13 protein-coding genes are annotated in these 11,653 nt (G+C 54.0%); 12 read left to right on the forward strand and 1 reads right to left on the reverse strand.

Annotation, left to right across the window (positions count from 1 at the left end; all coding sequences use genetic code 11):
- Positions 1–108 precede the first annotated feature (108 nt).
- Positions 109–1,200 carry a tRNA 2-thiouridine(34) synthase MnmA gene (gene mnmA / locus PEH01S_RS22955; RefSeq protein ID WP_127488259.1) on the reverse strand — a complete coding sequence of 364 codons (1,092 nt, stop codon included), beginning with the start codon at positions 1,198–1,200 and terminating at the stop codon, positions 109–111.
- Between the two features lie 174 nt (positions 1,201–1,374).
- Here mnmA and cymR point away from each other — a divergent pair, with 174 nt between their 5' ends.
- The 12 genes from cymR to PEH01S_RS23015 all read left to right on the forward strand — a co-directional run bounded on the left by cymR (position 1,375) and on the right by PEH01S_RS23015 (position 11,597).
- Entirely contained in the window at positions 1,375–1,797 is a 423-nt protein-coding gene (gene cymR, locus PEH01S_RS22960) for a cysteine metabolism transcriptional regulator CymR (RefSeq protein ID WP_025850279.1), read from the forward strand.
- 38 nt (positions 1,798–1,835) lie between these two features.
- The gene (locus tag PEH01S_RS22965) at positions 1,836–2,987 is read left to right on the forward strand and encodes a cysteine desulfurase family protein (RefSeq protein ID WP_025850278.1); all 1,152 of its coding nucleotides are present in this window, start codon (positions 1,836–1,838) and stop codon (positions 2,985–2,987) included.
- A gap of 35 nt (positions 2,988–3,022) precedes the next feature.
- Complete coding sequence (locus PEH01S_RS22970) at positions 3,023–3,544, forward strand: PRC-barrel domain-containing protein (RefSeq protein WP_127488261.1); 522 nt, start codon at positions 3,023–3,025, stop codon at positions 3,542–3,544.
- 10 nt (positions 3,545–3,554) lie between these two features.
- Positions 3,555–3,752, forward strand: coding sequence for a hypothetical protein (locus PEH01S_RS22975; RefSeq protein WP_010497085.1), 198 nt, complete (start codon positions 3,555–3,557; stop codon positions 3,750–3,752).
- A gap of 193 nt (positions 3,753–3,945) precedes the next feature.
- Positions 3,946–5,016: an AI-2E family transporter gene (locus PEH01S_RS22980; protein WP_025850276.1), complete on the forward strand. Its 1,071-nt coding sequence runs from the start codon at positions 3,946–3,948 to the stop codon at positions 5,014–5,016.
- Positions 5,017–5,278: 262 nt separating this feature from the next.
- Positions 5,279–6,559 carry an ArsB/NhaD family transporter gene (locus tag PEH01S_RS22985; RefSeq protein WP_127488263.1) on the forward strand — a complete coding sequence of 427 codons (1,281 nt, stop codon included), beginning with the start codon at positions 5,279–5,281 and terminating at the stop codon, positions 6,557–6,559.
- A gap of 32 nt (positions 6,560–6,591) precedes the next feature.
- On the forward strand, positions 6,592–6,876 hold the full coding sequence (locus PEH01S_RS22990; RefSeq protein ID WP_025850274.1) for a hypothetical protein: 285 nt from the start codon (positions 6,592–6,594) through the stop codon (positions 6,874–6,876).
- Between the two features lie 386 nt (positions 6,877–7,262).
- Entirely contained in the window at positions 7,263–9,884 is a 2,622-nt protein-coding gene (alaS, locus tag PEH01S_RS22995) for an alanine--tRNA ligase (protein WP_127488265.1), read from the forward strand.
- Between the two features lie 77 nt (positions 9,885–9,961).
- Positions 9,962–10,225, forward strand: a complete 264-nt coding sequence (locus PEH01S_RS23000) for an IreB family regulatory phosphoprotein (RefSeq protein WP_025850272.1) — start codon at positions 9,962–9,964, stop codon at positions 10,223–10,225.
- A 250-nt stretch (positions 10,226–10,475) separates the two neighbouring features.
- Entirely contained in the window at positions 10,476–10,898 is a 423-nt protein-coding gene (gene ruvX, locus PEH01S_RS23005; protein ID WP_025850271.1) for a Holliday junction resolvase RuvX, read from the forward strand.
- 6 nt (positions 10,899–10,904) lie between these two features.
- Complete coding sequence (locus PEH01S_RS23010; protein ID WP_025850270.1) at positions 10,905–11,231, forward strand: DUF1292 domain-containing protein; 327 nt, start codon at positions 10,905–10,907, stop codon at positions 11,229–11,231.
- Between the two features lie 69 nt (positions 11,232–11,300).
- Positions 11,301–11,597, forward strand: a complete 297-nt coding sequence (locus PEH01S_RS23015) for a DUF1292 domain-containing protein (protein WP_036689997.1) — start codon at positions 11,301–11,303, stop codon at positions 11,595–11,597.
- Positions 11,598–11,653 lie beyond the last annotated feature (56 nt).

Consider the following 11,653-nt stretch of genomic DNA (forward strand, 5'->3'; position numbering starts at 1 on the left):
AGTGCAGTATACGGAGCCTGCTGAGTAATTTCAGCGGGCTTTCGTTTATAAAAATAGGAGCTTCCGGTTCACACCGAAAAGCTCCCTTTTTTTACACATGATTCAGCCTTACTGCAAAATCTTGTCGATGATCGCGCCGCCGAGACAGACCTCCCCGTCATAGAAGACGACGGATTGTCCGGGTGTCACCGCTTTTTGCGGCTGGTCGTACACGATTTCGCAGCGGCCGCCTTCGCCGAAATGGACCGTGACGCCTTGGTCGGGTTGACGGTAGCGGAACTTCGCCGTGCAGTGCAGCGGCTCTTTAGGCGGTGCGCCGGCGATCCAGTTCAAATCGGTCGCACGCAATCCGGTCGAGTAGAGCGCCGGATGCTTCTCGCCTTGAACGACATACAAAATATTGTTTTCCAAATCCTTGCCGGCAACGAACCAGGGCTCCCCGCTGCCCGAACCGCCGATGCCGAGGCCTTGGCGCTGACCGAGCGTATAGTACATCAGGCCGTCGTGCCGTCCTTTGACCTCGCCCTCCAGCGTTCTCATCTCTCCCGGCTTGGCAGGCAAATAGCCGCTCAGGAATTCCTTGAAGTTCCGCTCGCCGATGAAGCAGACGCCGGTGCTATCCTTTTTCTTCGCCGTCGCCAGCCCCGCTTTTTCAGCGATGGCACGTACTTCCGGCTTCGGAAGATGGCCGATCGGGAACATCGCTTTGGAGAGCTGGTATTGGTTCAGCGCGTGCAGGAAATACGTCTGGTCCTTGTTGCTGTCGACCCCGCGCAGCAGCCGGTATTTGCCGTCCCGCTCCTCGACGCGCGCGTAATGGCCTGTAGCGATATAGTCGGCGCCGAGCTCCAGAGCTTTGTTTAAAAACTCCCCGAATTTGATCTCCCGGTTGCACATCACGTCGGGATTCGGGGTCCGCCCTTTGCGGTACTCGTCGAGGAAGTAGGCGAACACCTTATCCATGTATGGTTTTTCAAAATTTACCGTATAATAGGGAATGCCGATTTGGTCGCAAACGCGGCGTACGTCTTCGGCGTCCTCTTCCGCCGTGCAATGCCCGAATTCGTCGGTATCGTCCCAGTTCTTCATGAACACGCCGATGACCTCGTACCCTTGTTCCTTCAGGACAAGCGCGGATACGGAAGAATCGACGCCGCCCGACATCCCGAGAACGACTCGTGGTTTTGTTGTCATGGTCATTTACCTCGCTTCTATACCTGTACATCATCTGTACATTAAAAGTATTATACAATCAAATCAAGAAAGAATAAAATTTTTCATGAATATGCCACGGTTTTTCTCCCAAATTACAAGGTTTTATGTTACCATAGAAACGATACAAAAATGTATGAAATGTAAACGAGGTGCTACAAGTTGAAGATTTCCACCAAAGGCCGCTACGGACTCACGATCATGATGGAGCTCGCGACGAAGTTCGGAGAAGGCCCCACCTCACTGAAAAGCATCGCAGAAAAGCATCAGCTTTCCGAGCATTACTTGGAGCAATTGGTTGCTCCGCTGCGTAACGCAGGTCTTGTAAAAAGCATTCGCGGGGCATATGGCGGATATATTTTGTCCAAATCGCCCGAAGATATTTCCTCCGGCGACGTGATTCGGGTTCTGGAAGGTCCGATCAGCCCGGTCGACTTCACCGAGGAAGACGATCCGGCCAAACGCCAGCTCTGGATTCGGATCCGCGACGGAATCGCGCAGGTGCTTGATTCAACGACGCTGCAGGATTTGATTTCTTACAAAGACGAAGGAAATCAGAATGACAGCTACATGTTTTACATTTAGACCGCTTTGAAATCCTCCTGACAGATGTGGTGAAAGCTTTGGAGCTCATTTATTTAGATCACGCCGCCACAACGCCCGTACTTCCCGAAGTCGTGGAAGCGATGCTTCCCTATTGGACCGGGGCGTACGGGAACCCCTCAAGCACGCATCAAGCCGGTCGGGAAGCCAGAATGGCGCTTAGCGCCGCCCGGGACCGGATCTCCGCTTTTGTCGGCTGCGCGCCGTCCGAGCTCGTGTTTACAGGGAGCGGAACGGAAAGCGACAATATGGCGCTGTTCGGTGCGGCTGAGGCGTACCGGGAACGCGGCCGGCATATCATAACGACACAGATCGAACATCATGCCGTTCTTCATGCTTGCGAGCGATTGGAACAGCTTGGATACGAAGTGACTTATGTACCTGTGGACCGATTCGGCCAAGTTTCGCCGAACGATGTGGAAGCGGCCATTCGGCCGGATACGATCCTGATCAGCGTCATGTACGGCAATAACGAAGTCGGTACGCTCCAGCCGGTCGAAGCGATCGGACGCCTTGCCAGGGAGCGCGGCATTTGTTTTCATGTCGACGCCGTTCAAGCGTTGGCTCACGTGCCTATCAATCTTCGTGAGCTGCCGGTAGATTTGATGAGTTTTTCCGCGCATAAACTGAACGGTCCCAAAGGGGTCGGCGCGTTATATATAGCCAAAAACATTCGCGTCATACCGCTGCTCTACGGCGGCGCTCAAGAACGGAAACGCCGTCCGGCGACGGAGAATACGGCAGGCATCGCAGGTTTTGCAAAAGCCGTAGAAATTTTTGACCGGAATAGGTATGAAGTGCAACAAAAGATGGAAAAACTACGTCAAGAAATGGTCACCGAATTGGAACGGCGTCTGGCCCCCGGGCAGTTTGTCGTCAACGGTCATCCGACAGAGACGCTTCCGCACATTTTGAATGTCAGCTTTCCCGGTGTTTCCACCGAGACGATGCTGATGAATCTTGATCTTGCGGGAGTGATGGCTTCCAGCGGCTCGGCTTGTACGTCCGGCTCCTTGGAAATCTCTCATGTGCTTAAGGCGATGAGGCTGCCGGATGAGGTGACGCAATCGGCCATCCGATTCAGCTTCGGACCGGGCAACGACTCCGGGCAAATGGCTGCCGCTGCAACGGCCGTTGAAACCATTATCAGCCGATTACGTACTAAAGGATAGGCAAATTCCGATTTGCCGGCTGGGAGAGAAGCTCGTTGAGAAAAGCGCGCGATGTTATCGGATTGCCGGTCATTTGCGTAGAGACAGGGAAACAAGTGGGCAGCGCCAAAGACCTGTTGCTGAACGACAGATGGGAGGTCGAATCGGTGCTGCTCGAAGCGGGGCATTGGTTTTCCGAAGCCACGTGTATTGAGAGAAAAGACGTGATAGCGATGGGCGACGACGCTGTTACGATTGCCGCAGAACAAGCCGTCCGCCCGCTGAATCCAAGCTCCGCTTGCAGGGCGCTGCTGTTTGGTGAGCGCAAGCTGAAAGGACTCCCGGTCATTACCGTCAATGGGCAGCAGCTCGGAGTGATCGAGGACGTTTATTTGGATGCGGATGGGGGCATAAAGGTAATAGGTTACGAATTGACCGAAGGTTTCATCTCGGATCTAACGGAAGGGCGCAGATGGCTGCCGATGCCGGATGCGGTCAAGGTCGGCGACGACGCCTTAATTGTTCCCGTTCACGCCAGCGAAGCGCTTCAAGAAATCTTCGGACCAAAAGAAGAATAGGGTGATACCGATGTTACGTTGTCCAAATTGCAATTCCAAGGATATTGGAAAGATCGGCTCCCATCAGTTTTACTGTTGGGGCTGTTTTATCGAACTGACTGTGAACGGGGAAAAAATGTCCGTATTCCAAGTGGAGGAAGACGGCACGCTTAGCTCGCTCGACGATTTGTTTTTTGAAGAAGAAATGCCCGAGCTTCATGCCAACTGACGGATGCTCCGGAGACCCGACCGGGAGTTCCGGCTCAAGCATCATCGTATATCTTGCACCGCTTTCCTGAACGCTACAGGCGTCTCGGGACAAGCGGTTTTTTTATGCGCTGGGTTAAGAGCCCCGACTTGTACATATACTGTAAAAAGGCAAACTTTTCGATATAAGTCAGGTCGAGGTAAAGGGGGGCGCTATGGACCGGTTCCCAAAACAACGGCTGCTCGTCGGGATGATTTATACGCTGCTCGGTTTGATCATTCTGTACATGCTTCTGCAGCTCCGTCCGATGCTTGCGGGTTTGTATGATTTTTTGAAAAAAATTTTGACGCCCTTCGTGATCGCGCTGATCATTTCTTATGTGCTGAATCCGGTGGTGACGCTGCTCGGCGCCCGAAAAGTGCCGCGGACGATGGCCGTGCTGCTCATTTATGCCGTTTTCATTACTTCGGCGACGGTCGTGCTGATGAACCTCATTCCGATGTTCGTGCGGCAGCTCGCGGAATTGAACGATAAGATGCCCGACGTGGCGTTTAAAGCGCAAAGCGTGGTGAACGGCTTAAACGGACTCAACTTTCTCCCGGATAGCGTACGGACGGGCATACAGCAGTCGCTTTCCAAGCTGGAGAACGGCATCTCGCTCGCGATCGCGGACTACATTAACGGCATCGGCAGCACCATCAATACGGTTTTTCTTCTTTTCATCATTCCGTTTGTCGCGTTCTATATCCTGAAAGATTTTCAATTGATCGAAAAAACGACGCTGGCGATCGTGCCGAAAACGCACCGCAAAGAAATCGTGTCCATGCTGATGGATATCGATATGGCGCTCGGCAACTATATCCGCGGCCAGTTTATCGTATGCATGATCATCGGGCTGCTCGCCTATATCGGGTATTGGCTGATCGGCATGCCTTACGCGCTGCTGCTGGCCAGCGTCGTTGCGGTGTTTAACATTATCCCGTACCTCGGTCCGTTCCTCGGGGCGGCGCCGGCGTTGATCGTGGCGTCCACGATATCCTGGAAGATGGTGCTGTTCGTCGCTCTCATCAATACGACATGCCAAATCTTGGAGGGCAACGTCATCTCGCCTCAAGTGGTCGGCCGTTCGCTCAAGATGCATCCGCTTGTCATCATTTTCGCGCTGTTGGTGGGCGGGGAGCTTGCGGGGGCAGTGGGCCTCATCCTGGCGGTTCCGTTTTTTGCGGTGATGAAGGTCATTCTGCAGCATGTATTTATGTATTACATTCATCGGAGGACGACGTGAGTATTTTTTAAAAAAAATTTTGTATCGGGCGAAACCAAGCGACCACTTGTGCGTATATATAGGTTGGCAATGGCGGGGGGCGTGTCTTCGATTCCGGCCTTTGACCGGATGCCTGCTGTATTGCTCAAGAAAAAGTATATAAACGCGTTGATTTTCGGAGGAGCCTGTCACCAAGGGCTTCTTTTTGCTTTTTTTAGGTCAATGCGGTAGAGCGTCACAGGCTGTCGGCACCAATAATTTGCATCGGAGAGAGGGTTTTGTTATGGATCAACAAGCACTTATCGCTATCGGATTGTTTGTGGTAGCGTATGGTTTCATCGTCTCGGAAAAAATTCACCGGACGATCATCGCCATGATCGGCGGCATTCTGATGGTCGTTCTGGGCGTCGTAAGTCAAGAAACGGCGCTGCATCATATCGACTTCAATACGCTCGGCCTGCTTGTCGGCATGATGATTATCGTCGGCATTACCGCGGAAACGGGACTGTTCAAATATATTGCGGTCTGGTCGGCCAAAAAGGCGGGCGGGCACCCGGTCCGCATCTTGATCGTGCTTTCGCTGGTAACGGCAATCGGCTCGGCGTTTCTCGACAACGTGACGACCGTGCTGCTGATGGTGCCGGTAACCTTCAGTATCACGCGGCAGCTGCGGGTGAATCCGGTTCCGTTTCTGATGTCGCAAATTCTCGCTTGCAATATCGGCGGCACGGCGACGCTGATCGGCGATCCGCCGAACATCATGATCGGCAGCGCGGTGAAAGAGCTGACTTTTATGGCGTTCATCAACAACTTGGCGCCGATTGCGGCCATTGTCCTCGCGGTCACCATTCCGTTCTTCGTTCTGTTTTACCGCAAAAAGATTCGCACGACAGAAGAGCTGCGGCTAGGATTGATGAACATGAACGAAAAAGCGGAAATCCGTGATCCTGTGCTGTTAAAAAAATGCCTTGCGGTGCTTGGGCTGACCTTAATCGGCTTCTTCGTTCACCAGATCGTCCATTTGGAATCGGCGACCGTAGCGCTCGCCGGCGCGTTCCTGCTTCTGCTGTTGACCGGCGAGCATTTTCTGGAAGAGGCGTTTCAGCGGGTCGAGTGGACGACGATCTTCTTCTTCATCGGCTTGTTCGTATTGGTCTCGGGCTTGATCGAAACCGGGGTCATCGCCGCCTTGGCGGACTACGCGGTCGGAGTCACGGGAGGCGATGTGACGAAATCGGCCGTTCTGATCCTCTGGCTTAGCGGAATCGCTTCGGCCTTCCTGGATAACATTCCGTTCGTGGCCACGATGATTCCGATGATTCAGGAAATGGGCACTATGGGAGTCAGCAATCTGGAGCCGCTTTGGTGGAGTCTGGCGCTCGGTGCGTGTCTCGGGGGGAACGGCTCGCTGATCGGTGCAAGCGCCAATCTGATCGTAGCCGGTATGGCGGCTCGGGAGGGCCATCCGATTTCGTTTATGAAATTTTTCTTCATCGCCTTTCCGCTCATGCTGCTGTCAATAGCTGTTGCAAACGTATATATATATGTGAGATATTTGATGTAACAGCAGTCGTTCAACCGAAGGAGGCTTCACCTATGCTGCATTATGAATACGACCGTGAGCTTCTGACCATCGAAGAGCAATCGAACGGACAAGATGTCGAGTTCCGGATGAAGCTCCATCGCCCCGACGCCGATGTCGAGAAGGCCGTCAAGCGGATTCGCGATTATTTCGACGACAACGATGTGATCACGGACGTCTTATTTTACGCCCATGAAGATGCCGAATATCAATGGATTGTCCGCCACGATTACTACGAGGAATTCGTGATCAGCCTGTTCAAGCACCGGCTTGTCCGGCGCATGGCTTGGGAGCAGTAGACGGTCTGTTGACAGTCCGCTGCCCGAAAGCTATAATTTGGGTGAATAGTGCTTATTTTTAGGCACATGAAAGCGTTGATGAAATTTAAGTACGTCATAGTCCATTAGCCAGAGAGAAGGTTTTGGAGGCGTCGCGCGGCAAGCTTGCTTGCAGTCTCACACCTCCAGCTGAGAAAACCTTTCTAATGAAGGATGACCGAACGCTCATTTCGGAGCGCGGATTCAAAAAGTCCGCCGGGCGGGCCCGTTATCGTCCGGACAGAGGAGATTGTGAAGGCGCATCCATGCTGCCGCACAATAACCAGGGTGGTACCGCGAGCAAATCGTCCCTGTTTCAGGGGCGTTTTTTTGTATTAAAATGAAGTGTCGGGAGGAAAATGAACCCAATGAAAGCAAGTGAAATTCGCGCAAAATGGTTGAAGTTTTTTGAAAGCAAAGGCCATACGATCGAACCCAGCGCTCCGCTCGTGCCGCATAACGATCCGTCGCTGCTGTGGATCAACGCCGGCATGGCGCCGCTGAAGCCGTATTTCGACGGCCGCGTCGTCCCGGAAAATCCGCGGATCGCGAACTCGCAGAAATGCATCCGTACGAACGATATTGAGAACGTCGGCAAAACGCGCCGTCACCATACGTTCTTCGAGATGCTCGGCAATTTCTCCATCGGCGATTATTTCAAGGAGGAAGCGATCACGTGGGCCTGGGAGTTTCTGACGAGCCCCGAGTGGATCGGCTTCGATCCGAACCGCTTGTCCGTCACGGTATATCCCGAGGATACCGAAGCGTTCGAGCTGTGGAACAAAAAGATCGGGCTGCCGGAGGAGCGCATCTACAAGCTGCAGGACAATTTCTGGGATATCGGCGAAGGTCCTTGCGGCCCGTGTACGGAAATTTTCTACGACCGCGGCGACAAGTATGGCGATCTCAGCGATCCCGAGTGCTGGCCGGGCGGAGAGAACGAGCGCTTCCTTGAAGTATGGAACCTTGTCTTCTCGCAGTTTAATCATAACAAGGACGGCAGCTATACGCCGCTTCCGAACAAGAACATCGATACCGGCGCCGGCCTGGAGCGCTTCGCTTCCATTCTGCAGGATGTCGATTCGAACTTCGACACCGATCTGTTCCAGCCGATGATTCAGAAAACGGCCGAGCTTGCCGGCGTGACTTACAAGCAAAACGAAGAGTTCGACGTGGCGCTGAAAGTGATCGCCGACCATATCCGTACGGTCGCATTCTCCGTCGGCGACGGCGTGCTTCCGTCCAATGAGGGCCGCGGCTATGTCATCCGTCGTTTGCTCCGCCGCGCGGTACGGTACGGCAAGGTGCTCGGCATGGACAAGCCGTTCCTGTATACGCTGACTCCGATTGTCGGCGAGGTGATGGGCGTCTACTATCCGGAAGTGGTCGCAAAACGCGAATTCATCGAGAAGATCATCCGAATCGAGGAGGAGCGCTTCCATGAGACGCTGTCCGACGGCCTTGCGATTTTGGCCGAAATGGTCGACAAAGCCCGCCAGGAAGGCAACTCGGTCATCAGCGGCCCGGATGCGTTCAAGCTGTATGATACGTACGGCTTCCCGTTCGATCTGACGGAGGATTTCGCTGCCGAGAAAGGAATGACGGTCGACCGCGCCGGCTTCGATCAAGCGATGCAGGAGCAGCGCGACCGTGCACGCGAGGCCCGCAAGGAGACCGACAGCATGAAGGTGCAGGGCGGTCCGCTGGCCGATTTCACGGTTAAAAGCGAGTTTGTTGGATATACTGATTTGGTAACTGCTGCTAAAGTGATCGCGATCGTGCACGAGGACCAGTTCGTCGATCTGGTCGGAACGGGCGAAACGTGTCAGGTGATTTTGGATCAAACCCCGTTCTATGCCGAAAGCGGCGGCCAAGTCAGCGACCATGGAACTATGACCGCTGGCGATACGGTGCTCAAGGTCGAGGACGTGGGCAAGGCGCCGCACGGACAGCACGTGCACACCGTTGTCGTGGAAGCGGGCGTGCTGCGCAAGGGTGATACCGTTCAGGCAACGGTAACGCAGGATGTGCGCGAAGATATCATCAAAAATCATACGGCTACCCACCTGCTGCACAAAGCGCTCAAGGAAGTGCTCGGCGAGCACGTGAACCAGGCCGGATCGCTTGTTGCGCCGGAGCGCCTGCGCTTCGACTTCTCGCACTTCGGAAGCATTTCGGCCGAAGAGCTGCAGGATATCGAGCAGCGGGTCAACGAGCAAATTTGGAAAAGCATTGAAGTCGAAATTTCGCTCAAACCGATTGCCGAAGCCAAGGCCATGGGGGCGATGGCGCTCTTCGGCGAAAAATACGGCGACATCGTCCGCATCGTGCAGGTCGGCGGTTACAGCCTGGAGCTGTGCGGCGGCTGCCACGTGCGGAACACGAGCCAGATCGGCTTGTTCAAAATCGTCAGCGAGTCCGGAATCGGCTCCGGCGTGCGCCGGATCGAAGCGACGACGGGACGGAACGCCTACCAATATTTGGACGGGCAGCTGCAGCTGCTGCGCGATGCCGCAAGCCTGCTGAAATCGAACATCGGCGACGTGCCGAAACGAATTGACGGCTTGTTTGCGCAGCTTAAGGAAGTGTCGCGCGAGAACGAATCGCTCAAAGCGAAGCTCAGCGGCATTGAGGCAGGTTCGCTCACCGATCAGGCGAAAACGGTGGACGGCGTAACCGTGCTTGCCGCTCAGGTGAGCGCAGGCGATATGGAGACGCTGCGCAATATTGTCGATCAGATGAAAACGAAGCTTGGCTCGGCTGTGATCGTACTCGGAGCGGCTGCGGAGGACAAGGTCAATCTGGTTGCGGCCGTTACACCGGATCTGGTGTCGAAGGGCTATCACGCCGGCAAGCTGATCAAGGAAGTCGCTTCGCGCTGCGGCGGCAGCGGCGGCGGTCGTCCGGATATGGCGCAGGCCGGCGGCAAGGACGCTTCCAAGCTGCAGGAAGCGCTGCAAAGCGTGGAGCAGCTCGTCGCGGCAAAATAATAATTTTGCCGTCAACAGGAATTTTTAGGATCATGGCGAATATGTGAGTATTGATTAATGCAGGGGGGTGCCTCTAAATGAGTTCGATGGATAAAACGATGAAGTTCAACGTAAAAGCGGAAGAGATCGAGACCTCGCCCAAAGAAGTCATTCTAGCGGTGTACGACGCGCTGCAGGAGAAGGGGTACAATCCGATTAACCAAATCGTAGGCTATTTGCTCTCGGGGGACCCGGCTTACATTCCGCGTCACAACAATGCGCGCAGCATCATCCGCAAGCGGGAGCGGGACGAATTGATCGAAGAACTGGTTCGTTCCTACCTGCAGCACTATAAATCCTAAAAGTCCGGTGAATGCTGCGGTGGGGGCGGAATCGTTCTGGAGAAGCGTTTGTGGTCGCCTTTGTCTCCGGATTCTAACCTCTCAAAAGGTTATCTGATCCAAAAATCCGGAGCCGGGGTCCCCGCAAAGTAGTCGATTTTACTTCTTGGATTGGACTTCACTTTGTGGGGGAGAGCAGCGACCGGAAGAATGATCCGCTCTCGCAGCGGCCTATTTTTCAACGGACTTAGCTACCAGACTGGAGAACCTCATGCGCTTGATGGGATTGGATTACGGGGACAAGACGATTGGCGTCGCCGTCAGCGACGAGCTCGGTTGGACCGCGCAGGGGCTTGAAGTGATCCGGCGAACGACTGAGGAGCGCGATATGGCCCGGCTTCGGGAGCTTATCGGGCAATACGGTGTCACGGAAATCGTCGTCGGCCTGCCGAAAAACATGAACAATACGATCGGTCCGCGTGGAGAAATTTGTATCGCATTTTCAGAGCAATTACATGAAACCCTACAATTGCCGGTGCATTTGTGGGATGAAAGGCTGACAACCGCGTCCGCCCAGCGCACGCTGCTCGAGGCGGACGTCAGCCGCAAGAAACGAAAGCAGGTCATCGACAAGATGGCGGCCGCGCTAATTTTGCAAGGATATATGGATGCCCAATCCAACTCGAAGAGGTGAATAACGGTGACGGACAAAGATCAAGGTTCCAATCAGGAGCAGCTGCAGGAAGAGCCCGAAATTATTTACATTCCCGACGAAGAAGGCAACGAAGAAGAATTTGAAGTCATCATGAAGTTCGAAGTGGACGGCTCGGATAAAAAGTATATGATGGTTGTTCCTGTCGATGCCGACGAGGAATCCGATGAAGTGTATGCGTTCCGCTATGAAGAAGACGGCGATGATCTGCAGCTGTACACGATTGAGGACGAAGAAGAATGGAATATCGTGGAGGAAACGTTCAATACGCTGATGGACGAATTCGACGACGAGGAAGAAGAATCGTCCAAGTAAGACGGCGTCCGGCCTCCCGTCCGGGAGGCGCGCCGGTTGCATAAGGAGGCTGGCACGTTGAATCCAAATATGGAAGCGACGCCGACCCGTCAGTTGCGGGAAACGTTCGGAGATGATATTATTTTGTATGACGAAGAGCAGGAATCCGTCGTCTATCGTATCGTCTCCGAATTGATCCTGGGCGATCAAGGGTATGCGATGCTTGAAAAAGCGAAGCCGGGCAAAGAAGACGAACCGGAAATTTACCGTGTGACACGGAAAGATGACGGGGAGCTTGAGCTTGAAACGATCGAAGACGACGATGAATGGGAAAACGTCTCCGAGCTTTTCGACGAATTGACTTTTCCGGCTGACGAACAGTTGTAGCTTACAACTTTTTTCTTAAGGAAGCCTGAGCGGAGATGATCCGCTCTTTTTCGTTT

The organism is Paenibacillus ehimensis NBRC 15659 (assembly GCF_004000785.1).
Lineage (GTDB): Bacteria > Bacillota > Bacilli > Paenibacillales > NBRC-103111 > Paenibacillus_G > Paenibacillus_G ehimensis.

Bases quoted from the DNA above. Each gene is read 5' to 3' on its own strand.
- PEH01S_RS22985 (WP_127488263.1), top strand. From the start codon at position 5,279: ATGGATCAACAAGCACTTATCGCTATCGGATTGTTTGTGGTAGCGTAT.
- ruvX (WP_025850271.1), top strand. From the start codon at position 10,476: ATGCGCTTGATGGGATTGGATTACGGGGACAAGACGATTGGCGTCGCC.
- alaS (WP_127488265.1), top strand. From the start codon at position 7,263: ATGAAAGCAAGTGAAATTCGCGCAAAATGGTTGAAGTTTTTTGAAAGC.
- PEH01S_RS22990 (WP_025850274.1), top strand. From the start codon at position 6,592: ATGCTGCATTATGAATACGACCGTGAGCTTCTGACCATCGAAGAGCAA.
- PEH01S_RS22975 (WP_010497085.1), top strand. From the start codon at position 3,555: ATGTTACGTTGTCCAAATTGCAATTCCAAGGATATTGGAAAGATCGGC.
- mnmA (WP_127488259.1), bottom strand. From the start codon at position 1,200: ATGACCATGACAACAAAACCACGAGTCGTTCTCGGGATGTCGGGCGGC.
- PEH01S_RS23015 (WP_036689997.1), top strand. From the start codon at position 11,301: ATGGAAGCGACGCCGACCCGTCAGTTGCGGGAAACGTTCGGAGATGAT.
- PEH01S_RS23000 (WP_025850272.1), top strand. From the start codon at position 9,962: ATGAGTTCGATGGATAAAACGATGAAGTTCAACGTAAAAGCGGAAGAG.
- PEH01S_RS22980 (WP_025850276.1), top strand. From the start codon at position 3,946: ATGGACCGGTTCCCAAAACAACGGCTGCTCGTCGGGATGATTTATACG.